Annotated in this window: 6 protein-coding genes and 1 pseudogene; all 7 read left to right on the top strand. The window is 59.2% G+C overall.

The window, feature by feature from the left end:
- Positions 1–322 precede the first annotated feature (322 nt).
- A complete protein-coding gene (locus MJ785_RS15980) occupies positions 323–1,030 on the top strand; it encodes a class I SAM-dependent methyltransferase (protein ID WP_239381559.1) in 708 nt (235 codons plus the stop codon).
- Between the two features lie 80 nt (positions 1,031–1,110).
- Positions 1,111–2,055 (top strand): glycosyltransferase family 2 protein, encoded by a 945-nt coding sequence (locus MJ785_RS15975; protein ID WP_239346665.1) that lies wholly within the window; start codon positions 1,111–1,113, stop codon positions 2,053–2,055.
- 68 nt (positions 2,056–2,123) lie between these two features.
- Positions 2,124–3,113, top strand: coding sequence for a glycosyltransferase family 2 protein (locus MJ785_RS15970; RefSeq protein WP_239381557.1), 990 nt, complete (start codon positions 2,124–2,126; stop codon positions 3,111–3,113).
- 153 nt (positions 3,114–3,266) lie between these two features.
- Entirely contained in the window at positions 3,267–3,917 is a 651-nt protein-coding gene (locus MJ785_RS15965) for a polysaccharide deacetylase family protein (RefSeq protein WP_239346663.1), read from the top strand.
- Between the two features lie 185 nt (positions 3,918–4,102).
- On the top strand, positions 4,103–5,464 hold the full coding sequence (locus tag MJ785_RS15960; protein WP_239381555.1) for a glycosyltransferase family 2 protein: 1,362 nt from the start codon (positions 4,103–4,105) through the stop codon (positions 5,462–5,464).
- Positions 5,465–5,494: 30 nt separating this feature from the next.
- Positions 5,495–5,893: a hypothetical protein gene (locus MJ785_RS15955; protein WP_239346661.1), complete on the top strand. Its 399-nt coding sequence runs from the start codon at positions 5,495–5,497 to the stop codon at positions 5,891–5,893.
- Between the two features lie 216 nt (positions 5,894–6,109).
- Positions 6,110–6,987: pseudogene (locus MJ785_RS15950) on the top strand (hypothetical protein); the annotation flags it as partial.

Below are 6,987 nucleotides of genomic sequence, written 5' to 3'. Positions count from 1 at the left end.
CGGGCCCGCCTTCGCTTGAGCCCGGCCTGTGCACCCGACACGTCCGGATCCATCGCGTTCGGCGGCAATCCGCGGCCGAAGAGACCGGCGGTCATACCGGCCAGTCGATATTTCCGCTTTCGGATCGTGACGGCAACCCACCGTGACCCGCGTTCGGCGTAGGCAAGTTACTGCCCCCGTGGGGACGCCTCGCACAGCTGGCGACATACGGTCGATTGCAACCGAAGAAATGACCCATTGGCATGCTGCGGACGAGCCGCGGTGGCCCGGTGCTCCCGCCCGCAGCCGGTCGTGCGTCGCAATCAGGACGGAAGGATGATTTATGACCGCTGATAGCAGGCTGACCGCGCTCTCAAAGTATGAGATTTTCAAACGTACGCTCCATAAGGACGGAATTTTTTTTGTCCTGATCGCCGGTGCGAGATACGCGCGGGGGTTTTTGTTTGACAAACGGCACGGCACCCGAACGTCGATGCGCGTCGCTCTAGCGGATGATCTGACGATCGCAGGAGACAGAGAAACTGGACACGATCTTGTTCCGATGCCAATCGGGCCATTTTATGCTACGCTAAAAAAGCTTCGAATCCCAGCGCGTGGTGCGTTCATTGACTTTGGCTCAGGAAATGCAAGGACGCTTCTTCTGGCTGCCGAGTTTGGTTTTAAGAGAGCTGTCGGCGTTGAATTTACGAAGGAATTTTGTGAACTTAGTGAAAGAAATATAAAAGCTTACCAGAAGCGTCGAGGAAATAATTTTGACATGCATATTCTGTGCATCGACGCTACGCGCTACGAAATTCAACCGGAAGATTGTGTGTTCTTTTTCTTCAATCCTTTTGACGCGGATATCCTCAAGCTGGTGGTTGCCAATATCGAACATTCCGTCGCCATCCGCCCGCGGGCTGCCTGGATTATTTACAGCAAGCCTCTCCATGAAGATGTTCTGGATTCTCTGTCCAGCTCATGGGAAAAATCCAACGAGTTATCATATCGAGGCTTTGGGCGGGTAGTAGCCTATCGGTTTATGTCATGAACAAGGGTGGCACAGATTTTCATGTCAACCTCTGTCGGTAAGCAATTTTTCGTCATGTTCGCTAGGAGGAATTAACAGAGATGCCAGAATCGGCTCGGCCTGACAGTTCACCCACCGTCAGCGTGGTCATTCCGACCCTCAATGAAGCGGAAAATTTGCCGTACGTCTTCCCACGCCTGCCCGATGATGCCGAGATCGTCGTCGTCGATGGCCGTTCCAGTGACGGAACTGTTGATGTCGCTCGCTCATTGCGACCAGACGCCGTCATCGTGCATCAGACCCGCAGTGGCAAGGGAAACGCCGTGGCGTGTGGCTGTGCGGCGGCGACGGGCGATATCATCGTGATGCTTGACGCAGATGGGTCGGCCGACCCAGCCGAGATCCCCCAATTTATGCGGGCGCTCACTGCTGGTGCCGATTTTGCTAGAGGATCACGTTTTCTCCCCCTCGCCGGAAGCAGCGACATTACGCCGCTGCGTCGGCTGGGAAACCGATGTCTCAATGCGTTGGCTAATGCTTTGGTCCAGGCTCGCTTCACCGATCTATGTTATGGCTACAACGCGTTCTGGCGGCGGTGTATACCAGTATTTGATCTTGATCCTAGTGGTCGCGGTCAAAAGCACTGCTGGGGAGATGGCTTCGAGGTGGAGACGTTGATTAACATCCGGACCGCCCGAGCCGGCCTTCGTGTTGTCGAGGTGCCCAGCTTCGAGTACCCGCGGATGCATGGCACAAGCAAACTCAACCCGATTTCCGATGGCCTTCGTGTTTTGTTTGTGATCATAAAGGAATGGGGGCGGTCTGGCAGCTGGCGAGCGCGATCAGAAATGCTACCAACTGCAGCGCTACGGATCGGTCCGAAACAGTCCACCGGAGTGGACGGATCAACTTTTGAGACGAGTCGTCAAGAGCATCATCACACTACCCGGCGTGGTGTATCGCGATACCGCCGGGTCTGCGCTGATGGTACTCGGAAGATCCGCTCGGCAGGACAACGTGAGGTCGTCGGACAGCTTCCGCGGTGAGCACCGTACTGCGGAAGCTGCGTGATTTACCGGCCCTTCGACTCGAATTTGCTGAAAGGAAGGGATTCGTGAACGATCTCCAGTCGGAGCTGCCCACCGCTGTCCCTGCTCACGCTATATGGCACCGACAGATGACACTCACCGTCTCGGTTGTCATCTGTATCTTCACCGAGCGGCGTTGGGACGACATCATCGCCGCGGTTGACAGCATCCAGAACCAATGCCGCCAGCCGGCGGAGCTCATCATTGTCGTTGACCACAACGATGAGCTGTTCCAGCGCGCACGGAATTTCTTCGGGGATGTAATGGTAGTGGCCAGCCGTGGCGCGCGGGGGCTCAGCGGTGCACGAAATACAGGCGTTCAACTGGCTTCCGGGGATGTCGTGGTATTTCTCGATGACGATGCTCGGGCACGTCAGGAGTGGCTTGAACGCCTGCTTGCCCCGTACGCGGACCAGGCGGTGCAGGGTGTCGGTGGTCTCGTTGTCGCCGACTGGCCGACTGACCGCCCTGGCTGGTTTCCACCCGAGTTCGACTGGGTGGTGGGCTGCAGCTATGCGGGGATGCCGACAGCTCGCGAGCAGGTACGTAATCCGATCGGCGCGGCTATGTCGGTACGAAAGTCCGCGTTCACTCGGGCTGGTGGCTTTACCGAGGGCGTCGGTCGGGTCAGTGCCGACACGTCCGGCTGCGACGAGACCGAATTTTTTATTCGACTTCGCCGAGTATTGCCAGCGGCCAAGATTATGTATGAACCGATGGCGGTCGTCGAGCACCGTGTCACTACAGAACGGGTATCGTTCGCGTATTTTCGCCGCCGCTGCTATGCGGAAGGGACATCCACGGCGCTTGTTGCCCACCTGGTCGGCACTCAGGTGGCTCTAGCTGCTGAACGTCGGTATGTGCGACACACCCTGCCCCGCGCGATTGCCGGTAATCTGCGCAGCGTCGACCGGTGGCCGCGCGCTGGTGCGCTGGTGCTGGGTTTCATCATCACAAGTACCGGTTATCTGGTCCGGCGAAGCAATTTCGTGGTCTCGGCTGTGATGGCCGGCTGACATCTTGACGCGTCCACCGTGCTCAGCTGTCTGGAAGGGCTGCCGGGAGGCACCATGATACCCATCCTACTTTACCATTCAGTGACCGATGACCCGCCACCAGGAATGGCTCGGTGGACGGTGTCCCCACGACGTTTCGCACAAGATGTCTCCATGATGGCTGATTCTGGTCGGACTGCTCTGACCGTGGCGGATTTCGCTCTGCTGCTGGCGGCCGGTAACCTGCCCGACCAGGTGCTTGTCGTGACACTTGACGACGGTTTCGGGGACAACATCGAAGCCGTCCGCCAGCTGGCGGACAAGGGCTTGGCGGCTACCGTCTTCCTGACCACATCGTGGATCGGATGTGACGGTATGTTGACCGCCCGAGACCTGCGCGAGATCGTTGAGATCGGCGCCGAAATCGGTGCGCACAGCCGTACCCATTGTCGGCTTGATGAAATTTCCAAGGCACAACTTGAGCAGGAGGTAGCCGGTTCTGGGGCGGACCTTTCCGCTCTTACAGGCATTCCTTGTCGGTCCTTCGCATATCCGCATGGAAACTTTGACAGGACCGTCCGCGCGGCCGTTATAAGAGCTGGCTACGAATCGGCCTGCGCCGTGAAGAACGCGATGTCCTGTCCTACTGACGATCGATATGAAATCTCTCGTCTGACAGTTAGACCGAGTGCCTCGAAGGAGGATTTTCAAAAATTGCTGAACGGTCATGGAAAAATACCTCCCCGACATGAGCTGCTACGTACCAGTGCGTTTCGCCTTGTGCGCCGTGGCCGGACCGCTCTGATCGCTGGAACCCATCGGTGAACAGGCCCGATCAACCTTATCGGGCCCGCCCCGAGCTGCCCGCAACCATACGCCGCCGTCTGTTGTTGTCCGAGGCCGCTGGTTACATCGCCGGGCCGGGTGCGTACCTGGTAGGCCGGTGGCGGATACGCCATCCACGCAGATCAGCGTCGCGGTCCGACAAAGGAACAAGCAAACTGCCGCCAGTGTCAGCATGGTCTCGGGAATGGCCTGGGTCGGAATTTCTCCACCGGGCTGTCACTACCCTCGGCCGAGAAGAGGAGCGCCTGCAAAAGACTACCGCCATCTGGTGCGGACAGCTTGAGCTCTCGGCACCCGATGTGTTGCCAAGACATCCCCAGCATGGCGACGGCTCCCCGTATACGCAGGCACGGATCCTGCTGCGCATACATGGTGAGGCAGTCGGCTATGTTTTTGTCGATATCGGGCTGGTCGGACTGGAACAGGCCCGGGTCCTGGCCGCCGCCGACAACGATACGGAACTCGTCGGCCGGGTGCGGCGCCATCTCGCCGCTGACGGCCTGTCTGCTATGCAGGACCTGCGCCATGGTCTCAGCGAGGTTAGGCTCGCCGCCGTTGACTGGCCCACGGCAGAGGGCGAACCGCGGCCATCCCGGAATGTGTCCCCCAAGGTGCGTGGCGCCTGTGTCGATAACGGTATTCGGTCTGGCCGAGATACTGCTGTATATCCAGATAGACTGATAAGTATCATCGTATGTACTCGTGACAGGCCAGATTCCTTACTTATTTGTCTGCATTCTCTGAAAAATCTTCTGTATCCGCATCTCGAGGCTGTCATCGTTGACAACGCGCCGAGCGACGACGGCGCTGCTCGTGTTTTTCAGAAGATAGTTGGAGATGACAGTCGATTTCGCTATGTGCGGGAAAATCGCGCGGGGCTGTCGTTTGCCCGTAATGCTGGGATTGCGGCTGTCACTGGTCTGGTGACGGCTTTTACCGACGATGATGTCGAGGTCGATCCGGGTTGGCTCAACGGAATTCTTCGCGGCTTTTCCCGACGGGACACCGTGGCCTGTGTGACGGGTCTGGTGGCGGCGGCAAACCTGGATAGTGCGGCCGAACAGTACTTCGATGCCCGGGTGGCGTGGTCGACACGGTGCGAGCCACGGCTCTTCGACGGTAAGCTAGCCACTCACTCAGGGCCTCTTCATCCTTTTGCGGCCGGCTCGTTCGGTGCGTTGGTCGCCGTCCGCACCACGTTGCTGCGGGAGCTTGGCGGATTCGACAACGCGCTCGGGGTGGGTACACCCAGTCGCGGCGGTGAAGATCTCGATCTCCTCGTCCGGATTCTGCTTGCGGGCCATGTCATCGCCTATGAACCGGCTGCCGTGTCCTGGCACCACCACCGGGGAGATTTTCCGGCTCTTCGGCGGCAGATGTTCGGCTACGGCTGCGGCCTCTCCGCCTATCTGACGAAATATCTGCTGAATCCCCGTATCAGTGGACGACTGATTCTGCGGCTCCCGGCGGGCGTCACGCACCTTCGCCGGTTGCATTCACGAACATGTCTGGCCAAGACGGAATGACATGGTTCCTACTTTCCGGGAGTCGGTATTTTGATCAACGCCTTTCAATGTCGTGTACCGGGGCCGGCGATCGCAAAAGACCTGGCGCTGCTTGCGCTCGCCGTGATAGCCGGGATCGCTGTGGTTGCGCCGAGCGGGCCGGCCCGGCCTGTCCTGGTGCTGCTGGCATTGCTGCTCCTGCCCGGCGCCGCCGTGCTCACTCGGCTTGACACACCTGATCCGCTTACCTGGCTGGGGCTCGCAATAGTGCTCAGCATGGCGGTGGATGCCGGGGCAAGTTTGGTGATGCTGTGGTCAGGACTGTGGCATCCGATGGTGCTGGGAGCCGTTCTCGCTGCGGCGTCCATAGCGGCACTCATTGTTGATCTTTATATGCGGCTGAAGCAGGCGCATACCTGCGGGCAAAGATCGCGAACGGCGGAGAACTGATGACAACGGCATCCAGACTTGGCGGACACTCCTCGCAGGAGCGGATTGTACCGGCGGTCGTCGAAGCCGCGTCACCGCTTCGACCCACCGGAAGTCAAGGTGAGCGGCGCCCCGGCGAATCGTCGGCGCGCCAGATCGCGCGCTGTATCGCCGCTGTCGGTCCGCTCTTGGCGGGTACCGGTCTGTGGGCCGCCTCGCTTCCTTCGATCTCTACCTATGACCTTGATGATTACGGACTTTCGCCGCGCCTGGGGCTGCTGTGGTACACAGGATTGGCGGTGCTGCTTGTCGGTGCCGCCGCGAACCTGTGCCGGCGGTGGATGTCCGGGACTGTGGCCGGTCGGCTACCTGGTTGCGCTCGCCACTGCACTGTACGGCACGATTCCACTCATCGTCGATGAGCCTCGATACGCATGGACCTATAAGCACATCGGGGTCATTCGCTACATAGAGTTGCACGGCTCGGTGGACTGGAACATCGATATCTACCATCGTTGGCCCGGCTTCTTTGCGACCGCGGGATTTTTCTCCGTGCTCGGCGACAGGCCGGATCCGACATCTTACGCGGCCTGGGCAGAACTGTTCTTCACTCTTGTCAACGTGGTTCTCGTCATCGCCATTGCCCGGGTGCTGCTACACGACAACCGGATCGCCTGGACAGCAGCGACGATCTTTGTCGTGACGAACTGGGTGGGGCAGAGCTACTTCGCTCCCCAGGCGTTCGGCTACACGCTCACCCTCGGGCTCATGTTGATTCTCGTCTGGCAGTTCGGCGGAACCCACCACAGTGTGCTGGGCAGCCGGGTGAGCCGCTGCATACACCGGTGCACCCGCCGGCCGGTATCGATGTGGCCTGTGCCAACCAAGGCGGTCTGGCCACGATCGACGGCGATTGCCATATTGCTGTTCCTGGATTTCGCTATTGTCGCCTCTCATCAACTCACGCCATATATTCTTGCGGTTCAGGCGGGCGTTCTGGTGCTACTCGGGATGCTTCGACCACGATGGCTTGTAGCTGCCTTCCTGCTGATCACGGTTGCTTTCCTGCTTCCGCATCTCAGCTATGTCAATCAACGGTACGGTCTGTTCACTGA

The organism is Protofrankia sp. CiT1 (genome assembly GCF_917627335.1).
Classification (GTDB): Bacteria; Actinomycetota; Actinomycetes; order Frankiales; family Frankiaceae; genus Protofrankia.
The sequence above is the reverse complement of the archived record's forward strand: the minus strand, read 5'-3'. Positions and strand labels throughout refer to the sequence as shown.

What these genes read in the sequence shown, in the direction of transcription:
- MJ785_RS15965 (WP_239346663.1), top strand. Translation starts at nt 3,267, where the DNA reads ATGATGGCTGATTCTGGTCGGACTGCTCTGACCGTGGCGGATTTCGCT.
- MJ785_RS15975 (WP_239346665.1), top strand. Translation starts at nt 1,111, where the DNA reads ATGCCAGAATCGGCTCGGCCTGACAGTTCACCCACCGTCAGCGTGGTC.
- MJ785_RS15980 (WP_239381559.1), top strand. Translation starts at nt 323, where the DNA reads ATGACCGCTGATAGCAGGCTGACCGCGCTCTCAAAGTATGAGATTTTC.